The organism is Mycobacterium sp. (assembly GCF_965229105.1).
In the GTDB taxonomy this organism is placed as follows: domain Bacteria; phylum Actinomycetota; class Actinomycetes; order Mycobacteriales; family Mycobacteriaceae; genus Mycobacterium.
Window position 1 is genome coordinate 4,225,788 of record NZ_OZ245858.1, and the last position, 13,911, is coordinate 4,239,698.

Consider the following 13,911-nt stretch of genomic DNA (forward strand, 5'->3'; position numbering starts at 1 on the left):
CCGTGGACGCTTCGGAAGAAACATAGCCAACGCATGGCCGAATCGCGTGGTGTTGACGAACGCTGGTCGCGCCGTTCACGGGGCGTTCCGGTAAACAACGCGGTCAGCGCAGTCGTCCCACAGAAAACAGCCAGCTGGGAAACGCAGTATTAACGCGCGTGGCGCGGGCGCTACTCCGGTGGGGTGGCGTCTTTGGGCGTGTCGAGGGTCTCCAGGACCACCTCGGCAACCCGTTTCATGGTGGTGCGCCGGTCCATCGCAGCACGCTGGATCCACTTGAATGCCTCGGGTTCGGTCATGCCCTGCTTGGCCTGCAGCAAACCCTTTGCGCGCTCGACGAGCTTGCGGGTCTCCAAACGCTCAGAGAGCGTGGCGACTTCGTGCTCCAACGCCGAGATCTCGCTGAATCGGCTGACCGCCAGCTCGATGGCCGGGATCAGATCGGTGATGGAGAAGGGTTTGACCAGGTAGGCCATGGCGCCGGCGTCGCGGGCCCGCTCGACGAGATCGCGCTGGCTGAAGGCGGTGAGCACGAGCACGGGCGCGATCCGTTTGGCGGCGATCTCCGAGGCGGCGTCGATCCCGTCGCGGCGCGGCATCTTGACGTCCATGATCACCAGATCAGGGAGCAGCTTCTCGGCGAGCTCGACAGCCTCCTGCCCGTCGCCGGCCTCGCCGACCACGTCATAGCCCTCTTCGCGAAGCATCTCGGCAAGGTCGAGCCGGATGAGTGCTTCATCCTCAGCGATCAATACGCGGTGCGCTTTGGTCGCTTCAGGGTCTGTCGTTGGCCCAGTCATGACGCCATTGTGTCGTGGCGAGCGGCAAAGAGCGACCTCGGGAGTCGGTGAGCCAGGGTGTGCGGGGCACCGCGACCGATCATCTAAGGTGGTTACTCGCGTCACCCGCCAGCCCTCGTATCCCAATTGGCAGAGGAAACGGATTCAAAACCCGTGCAGTGTGAGTTCGAGTCTCACCGAGGGCACCAGAAAGACCAGATCAGCCAAATTCGACCGGCAACCTGACCGGACCGGTGATGCCGGTCATCGGCTTCCACGGAGCAGGCCCGGCACGACGGACGTTCGGCATGCGGCGCGCCATGATCGTTAATGCCTCGGCAAGTTCGATTCTGGCTAGGTGCGCGCCCAGGCAGTAGTGGATGCCACCGCCGAAGGTCAGCATGGCTGGAGGGCTTTCGCGCGTGATGTCGAAGCGGTCAGGGTTGTCGTAGACGGCTGGATCACGGTTGGCCGAGGCGGTGTTGGCGATGACCAGCGTCCCCGCCGGAATGGTGACTCCGGACAGTTCGACGTCTTCTCGGGCGACACGCATCGTCGTGAGGATGACCGGTAAATAGCGCATCACCTCCTCGACCGCGTGCGGGGCAAGCTCGGGATGATCTGCCAGAAGCGCCCATTGGTCGGGGTGGTCGCAGAACACTTGCACCGCTGCGGCCAGCTGGTTGCGCGTGGTGTCGGTGCCCGCCATCAGGAGAGTGGCGGTCAACGTCAGCAGTTCGTCGTGCGTCAATCGATCACCATCGACCTCGGCGCGCATCATGTCGGAGAGGAGGTCATCGGTGGGCTCGCGACGGCGGAGGTCGACCATCTCATCGAGGTAGGTCTGGAGTTCGTTCCAGGCACGCAGGATGTCGGGGGCGTCGTTGGCGAGGTTCCAGTCGAAGAGCTTGAAGATGTCATCGGCCCAGTCGGAGAACAAGTGCCAGTCTTCGCGAGGCGTGCCGACCAGAGCGCAGATGATCGCAATCGGATATTGCCTGGCGATATCGGCGACCACGTCACACCGGCCGACGCCGGCATCGTGATTGGTGAGCTCAGTGATGACATCGGCACATGTAACCCGTAACCGCTCAGCCGCCTTGGGTGTGAAAGCCCTTGACACCAAACGTCTTTGCCGATGGTGTTCAGCACCGTCGAGACTCAGCAGACCTTTGACAGCAATGTCCCACAACTCGCCCGAAGAAATGCCCTGCGCGGTCAGAGCAAGTCCTTTTGGCATGACGAACCTGTCGTCGCGCAGAACGATGCGGACGACGTCATACGTCAAGACTTCCGGCCCGTGAGGCCCGATCGCGATTGGACCGTGCTGTCGTGCCTGCCGGATCAGTTCGTGTGCCACGTCTGGGGTCTGGGCCTGCTCGAAGGCAATGGTGGGAAGGTCTGCCGCCATAACTGCGTCTGTGCTCATCCATCGACTATCTGGTTTCGCCGTCCGGACAAGATCGGCCGAATATCGTATTTCTGCAGTGGGGGGTCGTACATTTACGCGCTTACGCTGATGTTTTGCGTTACGCCGTTGCTGCACCCTGACTAGCATGAGCGCAACCAAGTGGAGCGAGCTGGGCGTGAGCGGACTGCCGACGGGAACGGTGACGTTGCTGCTTGCCGACGTCGAGGGATCCACCCGCCTGTGGGAGACCCAGCCGGACGAGATGACGATCGCTGTTGCGCGACTCGACCTCACGCTGGGCGATGTCGTCGCTGCACATGACGGCGTGCGACCCGTTGAGCAAGGTGAGGGCGACAGCTTCGTCGTCGCATTCGCCCGCGTCAGTGATGCCGTGGCGTGCGCCTTGGACTTGCAGCGCGCCCCGCTGACGCCAATCCGCCTGCGCATTAGCGTGCATACCGGCGAGATCCAGCTGCGAGACGAAGGTAATTACATCGGCGCAACGATCAGCCGGGCGGCGCGACTGCGCGATCTCGCGCACGGCGGCCAGACGATCATGTCGGGGACGGCGCACGATCTTGTCGTCGACCGACTCCCTGCCGACGCATGGCTCAGCGAGCTCGGCACGCATCTGCTCCGGGACCTGCCGCGTCCGGAACGCGTTGTGCAACTGTGTCATCCGGACATTCACAACGATTTTCCGCCGCTGCGCACGGTGAGCAGCACTCCGATACATCATCTTCCAGCCCAGTTGACGAGTTTCATCGGGCGCGACGCGGAGATGACGCAGGTGCGACTTCTTCTGCAGGAGAACCGACTTGTCACTCTGACTGGCGCGGGTGGCTCAGGAAAAACGCGACTAGCGGCACAGGTCGCGGCTGGCGCAGCCCGCGAATTCAGCGACGGGATCGCCTACGTCGACCTGGCCCCGATTACCCATCCCGACCTCGTGCCGGTTGCCGCGGCACGTGCGCTCGGCCTACCCGATCAGCCGGGCCGCTCTGCAACCGAGTCGCTGGTTCGATACGTCGGCGACCGCCATCTGCTCGTGCTGTTGGACAACTGCGAACACCTGCTGGACGCCTGCGCCACACTCATCGACACGCTGCTGGCCGAATGCCCCGCGCTGGTTCTGTTGACCACCAGCCGTGAGTCGATCGGAGTGGCCGGCGAGTTGACCTGGCGGGTCCCGTCTCTGTCGCTGGACTGCGAGGCGATCGATCTGTTCACCGACCGCGCCCGTAAGGTTCGGCCCGACTTCAGGGTCACCGACTGCAATGCGTCCGCAGTGACTGAGATTTGTCGTCGGCTCGACGGCATGCCGCTCGCGATCGAACTTGCCGCAGCACGGATGCGGGCGCTGGCCGTGGAGGAGATTGTCGGCAGCTTGCATGATCGGTTCCGACTGCTCACCGGCGGGGCGCGCACCGCGGTGCGTCGTCAACAGACACTGCGGGCATCCGTGGATTGGTCGCATGCGCTGCTGACCGAGCCTGAACGCGTCCTGTTCCGTCGGCTCGCCACGTTCACCGGTGGCTTCGACCTCAGCGCAGCGCAAGCTGTCGGCGGTGGTGGTGGAAACGTCGAGCGGTACCAGGTTCTCGACGAACTGACACTGCTTGTCGACAAGTCGCTTGTCACCGCCGAAAATGCTTCGGGGTCAACGCGATATCGATTGTTAGAGACCGTGCGTCAGTACGCCCTGGAAAAGCTCGGAGAATCCGGTGAAGCGGACGCTGTCCGAACGCGGCACCGTGACTACTTCATGTCACTGGCGGTCGCGTTGGACAAGCCGGACCGCGCCAATCATGAACCGTGTCTGGATCGCGCCGAGCTGGAGATCGACAATCTCCGTGCCGCGTTCGCATGGAGTCGTGAGAACGCCGGCGCAGCCGAAGTGTTGACATTGGCGTCGTCGCTGCATCCGCTGTGGTTGGCCCGTGGCCACATCCGAGAAGGCCTGGCGTGGCTGGAGACAGCGCTTGTCGATGCCGACTGCGATGCCCCGCAGGCAATGCGAGCACGTGCGCTGGCCGACAAGGCCATGCTGGAGTCCTGGATGGCCACCGCAAACGCAGATCAGGCGGAAGAGGCGCTCACCGTTGCCCGCGAGGTCGGTGATCCAGCGCTACTGGCGCGAGCGCTTAGCGCCAACGGTTGTGCCCGCGGGCACAACGCCGAGGAGGCGCGTCCGTATTTTGCGGAGGCACTAGGGCTTGCGCGGTCGGTCGACGACGCGTGGTTGGTCAGCCAAATTCTTGGCTGGCAGGCCTACGGGGCAATGATGATGAGCGACCCCCGTGCGGCACTCGCGGCCGCCGAAGAAGGACGCGCCTTTGCCGACGCGATAGGCGACCGGTTTGTGTCCCGGCAGTGTCGTTGGTGTCTCGGACTGGCTCAGTTGTGGCGCGGCGACTTGGCCGCGTCTGTTGCTCTATTCGACGAAACGGCCGTCGAGGCCGAAGCCGCGCACGACCTGCTATGGGGTGGGTTGGTCCGGGCCAGCCAGGGCTGGCCGCTGGCATACCAGGGTCAGACATCTGCAGCGCAGACCGTCGTCACGATGGCGATCGAAGCCTCTGCCGAGATTCGCGGCATGCAATTGGGCTATGCCTACTGGGTCCTTGCGCTGGCCGCGCTAGCCGGAGGTGATGTTCAGGGGGCCAAACACGCAGGCGAACTGGCCTCACCGCTGATGAACCTCCAGCCTGACGCTGCGAAAACAGGTTGGTACTTGACCGCGGAAACGGCACTCGCCCGAGGAGATATCGACGAGGCAACACGATGGGCCGAGAAGGCGGTCGCAGCGACTACCGACCGGCCGGCCTATGCGGTGATGGCACTGACAGCACGCACACGCATCGCGATCGCAGACGGGCGGCCTGAACTGGCTGAAGATTTTGCCCATCGGGCGTTGAGCCAATGTGTCGCCGTGGAGTCGTACCTGGGCGTTCCCGACATTCTGGAGTGCCTGGCAGGCCTGGCCGGAACGGCTGGTAGTCACACGGAGGCGGTGCGATTGTTCGGGGCCGCCGATGCCGTGCGGCAGCGGTTCGGCATCATCAGGTTCAAGATCTACGACTCCGAGTGCAACGCCGCTATCTCAATGCTGCGTGAAGCTTTGGGCGAGAAGGCTTTTGAGACCGCCTGGACCGAGGGCGCCTCGTTGTCGAGGGACGAAGCGATCGCGTATGCCCAGCGTGGCCGCGGTCAGCGCAAGCGTCCATCGAGCGGATGGGCGTCGCTCACGCCAACCGAACTCGATGTGGTCCGGCTGCTCAGCGAAGGTCTGGCCAACAAGGAGATTGCTGATCGGCTGTTCATCTCAGCCCGGACCGTGCAGACGCACCTGACGCACGTATACGCCAAGCTCGGTCTGACATCTCGGGTCCAACTCGCGCAGCAAGCGACGCGACACGACTGAGTCGGCGGAGCCGCCTACTGGCAGCGAGCTTTCATATCGTGCAGCGGCGCACGGATCCCGGCCAGGTCAGACTTGGCTTGCGGATTGCCGGCCAGATAGGTGTCGATCTCACCTTTGACCACGTCCTTGGGCTGACCCTTGAGCGTGGAGAAGAACGCGTTCACGTCGGGGTGGGTATAGAAGTAGACCGACGTCGCCGCCGCCACCTGAGCGGTGACCTGCTCGAAATCACCCGCGGAACACCCGGGCACCGGATCTGGGTACGGATCGGCCAGTGCCGACGGTGCGGCGCCGACAAGTACTGCACCGGCTAACGCGCCGGCACCGATGACGCCGACGACCCCGCGGCGCGCGTTACGGAAGGACAGCAACATGGATCTATCTCCTAAAGTTTCTGGCACTCAACGAAAAAGCGTGGGAGGGGTTCGGACCGCTAACGATGTCCGCCACCGCCGCCACCGCCGCCTCCGCCACCGCCTGATGGATGCACCGGCTGCAGCGCGGTGCCGCCACCGGCAGAGTTGAAGAACCAGTCGCCGTCGAACGGATAATCTTCTTCAGGAGCCACCACGGGTGGCGCGTAATCCGGTGAGCCGGTTGCGGTTTGAACGTCACCGCCCTGGCAGACGGTGACTGCGGGGTCACAGGTGTCCGCAGCGGCGGTCGGCGCAGCCAACAATCCTGCCGCCATCGCCGCTCCCGCGGCGAGCGCCGCCAACCCGGGTTTACTTCCTCGCATAACAATCCCCTTCCGCGGCGCAGTCTCGGCCCGTGCTCCGACAGGAACCTATTCTCTCCGACCCGCGGCAATTGGGCGCGGTTTACCAGAAGTCACAGCTACTGCGCAGCTAACGATCGGGCGCGGTCACGCGACGTACCACCGCGGTCGGCTGCCCAGAAACAGATGAACCGCCGATTCGGACAGCACAAGCGTTAACTGTCCGTGATCGGCGGTGGCACCCGCGATACATTGTTGCGGAGAGTTAGCCCCCGGACTCATCGTATTCGGGACAGAAGGCGGCAGTCGCAGCGCCGACGACGAATCCGGCGTCATCCTGGCTGAGGTGATCGGACGAGGCGACAGCCCCGACCATGTCCATCTGACTGATTCCCTTCGCCATGGTGCCGCAGATGGCGTGGCCGTTGATGAGCGCCTGATCAGCGGAGAGGGCGGTGGGGACGATCCCTTTGGTGGTGAGGACCTGGACAAAATTGGCGTCAGCGTCGGGGTCAGCGACGGCGGGAGCTGCCAATGCCAGCGAGGCGGATAGCGCGACGGGCAGCACTATCAAAAACTTAATGTTTTTCATATCGGTAAATTAATGCACCGGGGGCACTTCGGCGGCTGGTCCCATGCGCCACTTCACCCACTCTTTGACACCGCAAAGAGGCCAAACCGTTATTGGTGTTAGCGCAGGCCGATAAACAGCCAGTATTGCCCGTGGCAACAAGAAAAGCGGCGACGACACGCGCAAAATCAGTCGTAGGCGCCGTTGATCACGGGGGCGGTGATCATGCCGGCTTCGACGCCCCACTTGTCCATGATGGTGCGGTACTCCCCGGTCGTGATGAGGTACATGACGGCTTGCCGTAGGGATTCCGCCAACGGAGACCCCTTCTCCACCGGCAGTCCGTAGGGTGCCGCATCGAAGATCTCCCCCGCCGCTTCCAATGCGCCGTTGCTTTGGTTGATGGCGTAACCGGTGACAGGCGAATCGGACGAGATGGCATCAACCTCCCCGGCGACCAGCGCGTTGACCACATCGTCCTGGCTGAAATAGTCGATGGTGTCGATCGGCTGGGCGCCGATAGCCAGGCACGCCTTGTTTTTGGTCGGCAGTTCCTCGGTGTCCTGAATCGTCCGGGACTTGACCCCGACCTTGCGCCCGCAGGCATTGTTCGGGTTGATCGGCACCCCCGGTCGCTGGGCCCATTGGGTGCCGGCCTGGAAGTAGGTCACGAAGTCGACCATCGCTTCCCGCTCCTTGGTGTCGGTGAACGAGGAGAGCCCGACGTCATAGGCCTTGGCCTGGACCGACGGCAGGATGCTCTCGAAAGCTGTCTCCCGATACTCGATCTGGAGATCCAGGACTTTGGCGATCGCGTTCATCAGATCGATGTCGAACCCGACCAAGGTTCCGCTGGAATCCATGAACTCGGCGGGCGCATAAGGCTGGTTGACACCGACCACGAGTTTCCCCGCCGAGCGGATCGCCGCGGGGACGGTGGCTGCGATTGCCGCAGGATCGCTGAGGAACGGCGGTGGCGTGGACGTCGGTACCGCCGTGGTGGACGAACCAGCCGTCGGCCCAGCAGCTGTCGGCTCCCCCGTGTTGTCACGCACAGCCACGACCACGAATCCCGCGACGAGCACCAGCGCGATCCCGGCGCCCGCGATCGCCAGGGTGCGCAGCCGCCGAGGTTGGCGGGCATGGCGCGGCCGCCGCTTCGCCACCGAGCTGCTACCCCCCAGCACAGCCCTAGCTGCTTCGGCGAGCTCGAGCGCCGACTGGTACCGGTCGCCGGGCTTCTTCGACATGCCCTTGGCGATAACGGCATCGAAACCCCTTGGCAGGGCCGGGTTTATCGCAGAAGGCAGGGGTGGGGGTGTCATCAGATGCCCAGCGAGCTGCTGTTCGAGGCTCTCACCTTGATACGGCCGCCGGCCCGTCAGGCACTCGTGCAAAACGCATGTCAATGCGTAGATATCGGAGCGAGGGTCGCTTTTTCCGGTCTTGAAACGCTCCGGCGCCATGTAGGCCATGGTGCCCAACGTGCTACCCGCACTGGTCAATCCGGTCTGACTGGTGGTTCTGGCGATACCGAAGTCAATCAGGTAAACGAAATCCCTGGCGGCCAGGAAGATATTGGACGGTTTCACATCCCGGTGCACCAGCCCGACCGAGTGCGCCGACTCAAGAGCGGACGCCACCTGCTCGATGATCCTCACCGCACGCTCAGGAGTGAACGGTCCTCCCGTTTCGGTGAGCACCGAACCGAGGTCTTCACCGTCGATGAGACGCATATCGAGGTACAGCTGGCCGTCGATCTCGCCATAGCCGTGGATCGGCACCACATGCGGGTCACTCAGACCCGCCGCCGCGTGCGCTTCCCGACGGAAGCGTTCCTGGAACACTGGGTCACCCGCAACGTGGGCAGGCAGAACCTTCAGCGCGACGACCCTGTCGGTGACAGTGTCATGCGCCCGGAATACCTGACCCATTCCGCCCCGACCCAGCAGCTCCAGCAATTCGTAGTGCCCGAACCGCGTGACTTCCAACGGCTACTCCTCGGCGCCATCGAACCTGTTATTGACGTCGAATGCTAAAGCAGCATGAGCATAAGTGCGCCGATACTGCGCGTGGACCTTTGCCGAAATTGTCTGACGGTGATCAGCCGACAGACCGTAATTGCAGCTCAAGCCATCTGTTCGGCGCTATCTCGGCTGCGCACCGGATCGCTGCCCAATGTGTATTCCGGTGCGCTCGGGGTCCCGATTATCCGACCGGAAACTCGTTTCTGGGCCTGTCGGAACTCTGGCAGCGGTCCCATTGCCGTGTGGATTCCGTTGATCACCGCCCATACCGATGCCTGGCGAATTGTCCGTTCGATCGGATTGGGCGGGCGGTGCATCACCATCGCCGCGGCCCAGCTTGGTAGCAGATCCCGGATGGCCCAGTCGATGAAGTCTCCGCCGGGCAGACCGGACTCGGCAGCGCTCAAGTTGGACCCGGTCATCATCGCGGCACCGTGAGTGAGCGCGAGTCGGGGCAGATAGGAATGCAGACACTCCATCGTCTCGGCTTTCGTCTGCGGCAGGTCGGTACCTCCGAGGGCATGGCCGACTTTCACGAACTCGCCGTAATACCGGTCGATCTTCTTACCGCGCAGTGGATTTGGATGGTAGTACTCGTGTGCGGTGGCAATACCCCAGACCACTGTCGCGTAGTTCCAGCGCAGCCAGTCGGCGTCGTCTGCGTCGTAACCGAGCCCGTCGGGCCGCACCCCTTTGATGGTGTGGTGCATCGCGCGCACGGTTGCGGCGACCCGCTCGGCATCGGCTGTGGACCCGTACGCGGTTGCGGTGAAGAAGGACACCGAATGCCCGAGCCGGACCGCCAAGCCCTTCATGTCCATCGCTCCGGTCGGCACATTTTCCTCGGAGCGGGCGACCAATCGGGAGTGGTCGACGCCCATCCAGAAGATGCTGGGGTCGAATCGCTCGATATAGGCCGCGGCCTGCAGGCCGAAGATCAGCGCAGGGGTATGCGAGTGGACGTGCCACACCGCACTACCGGGACCGAACCAGCCTGGGTCGCCTTCTGGTCCGGCGAAATCCAGCCCACGGAAATAGCGTCTCCGCACCTCTTTGTCATAAAACCGGGTCAGTCGCTGGTGGAGAAGCTGGTGCGGCAATTGCATGGGAACTCTCCTGGGGACGATTGCGGCGAGCTCCCGTCAGCATACATTTGTGGCTACACCTGTTACCAGAACGGCGCGAAGATAGGCTGTACCGATGTCGAGTCCGACCAGGTGGGCGGGAGTACCGCTGACAGACCGCAGGATCGAACGCCGCGGACTGCTCATCGACGCCGCTTTTGCCCTGTTCGGCGACGGCGGAGAGAGCGCAGTATCGGTCCGATCGGCGTGTCGGGAATGTGCCCTGAACACGCGCTACTTCTACGAGAGCTTCGCCGATACCGGCGAACTACTCGGCGCCGTCTACGACATGGTGGCTGCTCGACTGTCCGCCGACGTGGAGACCGCGATCAACGCCGCTGACGATACCGACCTGGATCGGGCTCGCTCCGGGATCAGGGCCGTGCTCGCATTCTGTTCCGATGATCCGCGCCGCGGCCGGATCCTGTTCACCGAGGCACGGGCCAATCCCGTGCTGACCGCACGACGCAGGGTGGCACAGGAGGCGCTTCGCCAGATGGTGCTCACCGGACGCGAGCAGACCCATCCCTCCGAGTACCCGGTGGCGACCCATGTTGCGGCGGCCTTGTACACCGGTGCGATGACCGAGCTTGCGCAGCAATGGGTTTCGGGCAACCTCGGCGACGACGTCGACGCGGTCGTCGGCCATGCGGTCCGAATGCTCGGCCTGCAGAGCTAGCCTCCCGAAACGTCCAACGCCGCACTGCCCACAGGCTAGGCTTCCAGCTGTGGCGATAAGGCGTGCAGCCGCGGCGTCCGCGATGGCCGAGGGCCGGTTCCGGCGGGCACAGCCGTGTGTCCCCGTCCGCAACGAGCACTACGCCGACAGTCTGGCCCGCCAGCACCGCGTCCTGAAGATCACCACCTGGATTGCCGCCTTGGTCAGCGGCAGCTTCGGCCTCTGGCAGCTGCTCGGTAACTACGGTGCCTGGCAGATCAGTCTCATCAATGTCGGCACGGCGGTGATTTTCCTGCTGATTCCGCGGCTGACCACGTTCGGTGAACTTGCCGGACCGCTTGGATTCATCTGTACCGCATATGGATCGGTGTTCTTCATCTGCTGGCAGATCGGCACCGGCTCCGGTCTGCAGTTTTACCTCCTGGTTTCGGCGACGATCCTGGTGCTCGTGTTGGGTGTCGAACGTATCGTGCTGGCCGGACTTCTGGCCGCCGTCGGCGCGGTCCTGGCGATCGTGCTCGAAATCATGGTCCCCAATGACACTGGGCTGCAACCTGCCTGGACGATCACGGTCGGCTTCGTCACCTCGGTCATCAGTTCCAGTGTGATGGCCTTCGCCACCGTCTGGTTCGCATTACGCGAGACCGCCAGGGCCGAGGTCGCGATGGAGATGGAGTATCAACGCTCGGAGACGTTGCTGAGCAATATGCTGCCCAGCAGCATCGCCAGCCGGCTCAAGGATCCGACGCGCGACAAGATGATCGCCGACCGCTACGACGACGCCTCGATCCTGTTCGCCGATATCGCGGGCTTCACCGAACGGGCCAGTGACACCGCGCCATGCGATCTGGTCGCCTTCCTCGATGAGCTCTACACCGAGTTCGATCTGCTGGTCGACCGCCACGGCCTGGAAAAGGTCAAGACCAGCGGCGACTCCTACATGGTGGTCAGCGGGGTGCCGGACGCACGCCCAGATCACCTGCAGGCGCTGGCCGCGCTCGCCCTTGACCTATCGACCGCGGTCGCCAAAATGCGCGATCCCACCGGTCGCCCAGTGCCGATGCGGATCGGGATCGCCGCGGGGCCGGTGGTGGCCGGGGTGGTCGGTTCTCGTCGTTTCTTCTACGACGTCTGGGGTGACGCGGTCAACGTCGCCTCCCGGATGGAGTCGACGGATCAGGAGGGCCGTATCCAGGTGCCCGACGCTGTCTATCAGCGACTCAAGGGTGAGTTTCTCCTGGAAGACCGCGGCGAAATCGATGTCAAAGGTAAAGGCATGATGCACACCTGGTATCTCGTCGGCCCCCGCGACGGAGCCAGTTCAGTACAGGTCGAGGCGCCGGTCCGCCAGCAGGTCGACGTGGTCGGTCAATGACTTGTCGTGGGTGAGCGCCAGGTCGATATCGGCGATCGCCATCCCCGCGTCCGGGCCTGCGGTGGCCACCACCCACCCGTCCGGATCAACGATGGCGCTGCCCGCGGTCCACGGCTGCCCCCGCTCGACACCACACCGGTCGCAGGCGGCAACCGCGATCTTGTTTACCCGCGCAGTGGACATCGCGGTGGTCACCTCACCAGGGCGCTCACCCTCGGGCCGCGGAAACAGCGGCCAGTTCACCGGCGCGACAATGAGTTCCGCGCCTTGGACGGCCGCCAGCCGGGTCAGCTCGGGAAACTCAAGGTCGTAGCAGACCATCACGGCGATGACACCGTGGCGGGTCTTGATGACCGGCGGCAAGGTGTCACCGGGGGTGAAGAGCAGCTTTTCCTGATCCCAGAGGTGCGTTTTGCGGTAGGTGGCGATCACACCGCTTGCGTCGACAACGGCCGCGCTGTTGTAGAACAGTCCGTCGTCACCGAGTTCACAGAACCCGCCGATCACCACGGAATCTCCGGCAGCGTCAGCCCATTTCGCGAATTCGGGACTTGCCGGGGTCAGCGCAACAGATCGTGCCTCGTCCGCGTCGGCAAGCATGTAGCCCGACGTCACCAGTTCGGGTAGCACGATGATATCGGCGCCGGCCGCAACCGCTGCGGTGATCTGAGCCTCGATCAGGGCGGAATTGCCTGCCAGGTCGGCAATGGCGGGGTCAATCTGACAGCACGCGATCCGGGTCATCTCCGAAGATTAACGCTATTGCGGCCATGCGGCGCGGGCACTGATCTGCACCCAGAGCCGTCGCCCGGGATAACCTTCCTCCGGGCCACGCCGTGATGAGGAGAGCGATGACAGATAACGAGATTCTCGGGCCACCCGATGCCACTCGCTACCCCCGATACACCGAACCGGCGACGTTCGCCCGCCTGCCCCGCATCGACCAGGTCACCTCGGCAGATGTCAGTGTGGTCGGGATCCCCTTCGACAGCGGGGTGTCCTATCGGCCCGGGGCGCGGTTCGGCCCATCGCACGTGCGTGCCGCCTCGAAGTTGTTGCGCCCCTTCAACCCTGCCCTGAACGTCGCACCGTTCGCGGCGCAGCAGGTGGCCGACTGCGGCGATATCGCGGTCAACCCGTTCGATATCGAAGAGGCCATCACCACGATCGACTCGTCGATCACCGACCTGCGCAAGGACGGTTCGACCGTCCTCACGATCGGTGGCGATCACACCATCGCGCTGCCCATCTTGCGTTCCCTGGCCCGTGACCTCGGTCCCATCGCGGTCCTGCATTTTGATGCGCACCTGGACACCTGGGACACCTACTTCGGCGCGCCGTTCACGCACGGGACGCCGTTTCGACGGGCCAGCGAGGAAGGCCTGATCGATATGGAGCGATCACTGCACATGGGCATCCGCGGTCCGCTCTACAGCAAGCAGGATCTGGAGGATGACGGAGTGCTCGGCTTCCAGGTGATCCGGTCCGACGATTTCGAATTCGACGGGGTGGCAAGCATTGTCGAGAGGATGCGCAAGCGACTCGACGGCGGCCCGGTGTACGTCTCGGTCGATATCGACGTGCTCGACCCGGCCCATGCCCCCGGCACCGGCACACCCGAGGCCGGCGGAATAACCTCCCGAGAGCTGCTCAACACCCTGCGGGGTCTTGTCGGTCTCAACGTGGTCGGCGCCGATATCGTCGAGGTCGCCCCGGCTTATGACCATGCCGAGATCACCGGGATCGCCGCCGCGCACGTCGGCTATGAACTGCTCTCGGTCCTGGCGGCCAATCGCTGAGACC

At 63.8% G+C, this 13,911-nt stretch carries 12 protein-coding genes and 1 tRNA gene; 5 read left to right on the forward strand and 8 right to left on the reverse strand.

The window, feature by feature from the left end; genetic code table 11:
• Positions 1-170: 170 nt before the first annotated feature.
• Complete coding sequence (locus tag ADBZ9O_RS19695; RefSeq protein WP_526524624.1) at positions 171-800, reverse strand: two-component system response regulator PdtaR; 630 nt, start codon at positions 798-800, stop codon at positions 171-173.
• Between the two features lie 111 nt (positions 801-911).
• On the opposite strand from ADBZ9O_RS19695, the gene ADBZ9O_RS19700 reads away from it, so the two are divergent.
• Positions 912-988: transfer RNA gene (locus ADBZ9O_RS19700), tRNA-Leu, on the forward strand.
• 11 nt (positions 989-999) lie between these two features.
• Here the strand turns inward: ADBZ9O_RS19700 and ADBZ9O_RS19705 are convergent.
• A complete protein-coding gene (locus ADBZ9O_RS19705; RefSeq protein WP_526533302.1) occupies positions 1,000-2,208 on the reverse strand; it encodes a cytochrome P450 in 1,209 nt (402 codons plus the stop codon).
• 127 nt (positions 2,209-2,335) lie between these two features.
• Here ADBZ9O_RS19705 and ADBZ9O_RS19710 point away from each other — a divergent pair, with 127 nt between their 5' ends.
• Positions 2,336-5,614 (forward strand): helix-turn-helix transcriptional regulator, encoded by a 3,279-nt coding sequence (locus tag ADBZ9O_RS19710; protein ID WP_526524625.1) that lies wholly within the window; start codon positions 2,336-2,338, stop codon positions 5,612-5,614.
• Positions 5,615-5,628: 14 nt separating this feature from the next.
• Here ADBZ9O_RS19710 and ADBZ9O_RS19715 read toward each other — a convergent pair whose 3' ends face one another.
• The 5 genes from ADBZ9O_RS19715 to ADBZ9O_RS19735 all read right to left on the reverse strand — a co-directional run bounded on the left by ADBZ9O_RS19715 (position 5,629) and on the right by ADBZ9O_RS19735 (position 10,036).
• Positions 5,629-5,988, reverse strand: a complete 360-nt coding sequence (locus ADBZ9O_RS19715; RefSeq protein WP_526524626.1) for a hemophore-related protein — start codon at positions 5,986-5,988, stop codon at positions 5,629-5,631.
• 59 nt (positions 5,989-6,047) lie between these two features.
• Positions 6,048-6,353 carry a hypothetical protein gene (locus ADBZ9O_RS19720; protein ID WP_526524627.1) on the reverse strand — a complete coding sequence of 102 codons (306 nt, stop codon included), beginning with the start codon at positions 6,351-6,353 and terminating at the stop codon, positions 6,048-6,050.
• Between the two features lie 244 nt (positions 6,354-6,597).
• A complete protein-coding gene (locus tag ADBZ9O_RS19725; protein ID WP_526524628.1) occupies positions 6,598-6,924 on the reverse strand; it encodes a DUF732 domain-containing protein in 327 nt (108 codons plus the stop codon).
• A 167-nt stretch (positions 6,925-7,091) separates the two neighbouring features.
• Positions 7,092-8,894, reverse strand: coding sequence for a serine/threonine protein kinase StpK7 (gene stpK7, locus ADBZ9O_RS19730; RefSeq protein ID WP_526524629.1), 1,803 nt, complete (start codon positions 8,892-8,894; stop codon positions 7,092-7,094).
• A gap of 137 nt (positions 8,895-9,031) precedes the next feature.
• Positions 9,032-10,036, reverse strand: a complete 1,005-nt coding sequence (locus ADBZ9O_RS19735) for an oxygenase MpaB family protein (RefSeq protein WP_526524630.1) — start codon at positions 10,034-10,036, stop codon at positions 9,032-9,034.
• A 94-nt stretch (positions 10,037-10,130) separates the two neighbouring features.
• On the opposite strand from ADBZ9O_RS19735, the gene ADBZ9O_RS19740 reads away from it, so the two are divergent.
• Together ADBZ9O_RS19740 and ADBZ9O_RS19745 are read left to right on the forward strand one after the other, a co-directional pair.
• Positions 10,131-10,733: a TetR/AcrR family transcriptional regulator gene (locus ADBZ9O_RS19740; RefSeq protein ID WP_526524631.1), complete on the forward strand. Its 603-nt coding sequence runs from the start codon at positions 10,131-10,133 to the stop codon at positions 10,731-10,733.
• 49 nt (positions 10,734-10,782) lie between these two features.
• On the forward strand, positions 10,783-12,108 hold the full coding sequence (locus tag ADBZ9O_RS19745) for an adenylate/guanylate cyclase domain-containing protein (RefSeq protein WP_526524632.1): 1,326 nt from the start codon (positions 10,783-10,785) through the stop codon (positions 12,106-12,108).
• Here ADBZ9O_RS19745 and ADBZ9O_RS19750 read toward each other — a convergent pair.
• Positions 12,055-12,852, reverse strand: coding sequence for a nitrilase-related carbon-nitrogen hydrolase (locus tag ADBZ9O_RS19750; RefSeq protein ID WP_526524633.1), 798 nt, complete (start codon positions 12,850-12,852; stop codon positions 12,055-12,057). The genes ADBZ9O_RS19745 and ADBZ9O_RS19750 overlap by 54 nt on opposite strands.
• 107 nt (positions 12,853-12,959) lie before the next feature.
• Here ADBZ9O_RS19750 and speB point away from each other — a divergent pair, with 107 nt between their 5' ends.
• Positions 12,960-13,907: an agmatinase gene (speB, locus tag ADBZ9O_RS19755; protein ID WP_526524634.1), complete on the forward strand. Its 948-nt coding sequence runs from the start codon at positions 12,960-12,962 to the stop codon at positions 13,905-13,907.
• Positions 13,908-13,911: the final 4 nt, after the last annotated feature.

What these genes read in the sequence shown, in the direction of transcription:
- ADBZ9O_RS19695 (WP_526524624.1), bottom strand. Translation starts at nt 800, where the DNA reads ATGACTGGGCCAACGACAGACCCTGAAGCGACCAAAGCGCACCGCGTA.
- ADBZ9O_RS19705 (WP_526533302.1), bottom strand. Translation starts at nt 2,208, where the DNA reads ATGAGCACAGACGCAGTTATGGCGGCAGACCTTCCCACCATTGCCTTC.
- ADBZ9O_RS19710 (WP_526524625.1), top strand. Translation starts at nt 2,336, where the DNA reads ATGAGCGCAACCAAGTGGAGCGAGCTGGGCGTGAGCGGACTGCCGACG.
- ADBZ9O_RS19715 (WP_526524626.1), bottom strand. Translation starts at nt 5,988, where the DNA reads ATGTTGCTGTCCTTCCGTAACGCGCGCCGCGGGGTCGTCGGCGTCATC.
- ADBZ9O_RS19720 (WP_526524627.1), bottom strand. Translation starts at nt 6,353, where the DNA reads ATGCGAGGAAGTAAACCCGGGTTGGCGGCGCTCGCCGCGGGAGCGGCG.
- ADBZ9O_RS19725 (WP_526524628.1), bottom strand. Translation starts at nt 6,924, where the DNA reads ATGAAAAACATTAAGTTTTTGATAGTGCTGCCCGTCGCGCTATCCGCC.
- ADBZ9O_RS19735 (WP_526524630.1), bottom strand. Translation starts at nt 10,036, where the DNA reads ATGCAATTGCCGCACCAGCTTCTCCACCAGCGACTGACCCGGTTTTAT.
- ADBZ9O_RS19740 (WP_526524631.1), top strand. Translation starts at nt 10,131, where the DNA reads ATGTCGAGTCCGACCAGGTGGGCGGGAGTACCGCTGACAGACCGCAGG.
- ADBZ9O_RS19750 (WP_526524633.1), bottom strand. Translation starts at nt 12,852, where the DNA reads ATGACCCGGATCGCGTGCTGTCAGATTGACCCCGCCATTGCCGACCTG.
- speB (WP_526524634.1), top strand. Translation starts at nt 12,960, where the DNA reads ATGACAGATAACGAGATTCTCGGGCCACCCGATGCCACTCGCTACCCC.